The sequence below is a fragment of the Nocardia sp. NPDC001965 genome (assembly GCF_053594175.1).
Map to the genome: position 1 here is coordinate 1 of NZ_JBSFDZ010000098.1, position 1,348 is coordinate 1,348.

General features: G+C 63.4%; 1 protein-coding gene. It reads left to right on the forward strand.

What is annotated here, in order from left to right; all coding sequences use genetic code 11:
* Positions 1 to 65: 65 nt before the first annotated feature.
* On the forward strand, positions 66 to 1,348 hold a 1,283-nt coding region (locus ACWCPQ_RS35020), incomplete at its 3' end, for an IS256 family transposase (RefSeq protein WP_449907473.1).

Sequence of the window (1,348 nt, forward strand, 5' to 3'; positions counted from 1 at the left end):
GGGACTGTGGATTTAACGGTGTTTCCGGCCTGATTCGCTGACCGGATGGTCAGCGGGAAGGTGCCGTGATGACGACACTTGACGCCGTGGCAAGGAAAAAGACCGAAGCGTCGGCCGAGCAGCTGGCAGCAGCGGAGCTGGTCCGGATGGCCAAGGAACAAGGACTGTCCTTGACCGGGCCCGAGGGGCTGCTCCAGCAGTTCACCAAGACGGTCCTCGAGACCGCGCTCAACGAGGAAATGACCGAGCACCTGGGGTTCGAGCCGAACCAGGCGCCCGAGGACCGGGAATCGACCAACGTGCGAAACGGCACCAGGTCGAAGACGGTGCTGACCGAGACGACCGGGCCCGTGCCGATCGAAGTTCCCCGCGATCGCGACGGCAGCTTCGAACCCCAGATCGTCAAGAAACGACAGCGGCGGTTGACCGGGGTCGATGAAATCGTCCTGTCGCTGTATGCGAAAGGCCTGACCACCGGAGAGATCTCCGCCCATTTCGCCGAAATCTATGGGGCGTCGGTGTCCAAGGAAACCGTCTCCCGGATCACCGACAAAGTCGTGGCGGAGATGCAGGAATGGTCCAGCCGGCCCCTCGACGAGGTCTATGTCGCGATCTTCATCGACGCCATCGTGGTAAAGATCCGGGACGGCCAGGTCGCCAACCGGCCGATCTATGCCGCGATCGGGGTCACCGTGACCGGAGAGAAAGACATCCTCGGGCTCTGGGCCGGCAGTGGAGGGGAGGGCGCGAAGTTCTGGATGAGCGTGCTCACCGAAATCCGCAATCGCGGGGTCAAGGACGTGTTCTTCCTGGTCTGCGACGGGTTGAAAGGCCTGCCGGAGGTGGTCGGGAACGTGTGGCCGCTGGCCACGGTCCAGACCTGCATCATCCACCTGATCCGCAACACCTTCCGGCTGGCCGGCCGCCAGCACTGGGATGCGTTGAAGCGGGATGTGAAACCGATCTATACCGCGGTAAACGCTGATGCCGCCCGGGCAGCACTGGATGAGCTGACCGAGCGATGGGGTAGGAAATACGGGGCGATCATCCGGCTTTGGAACAACGCGTGGGAGGAGTTCATCCCGTTCCTCGACTACGACATCGAGATCCGGAAGGTGATCTGCTCGACCAACGCCATCGAATCGCTCAACGCGCGCTATCGGCGGGCGATCAAGGCCAGAGGGCATTTCCCGACCGAGCAGGCCGCCCTGAAATGCTTGTATCTGGTGACCCGTTCGCTCGACCCGACCGGGGCCGGTCGGGCACGATGGACGATGCGCTGGAAGCCCGCGGTCAACGCGTTCGCGATCACCTTCGCCGACCGCTGGCCCGACGCCCGAACCTACTG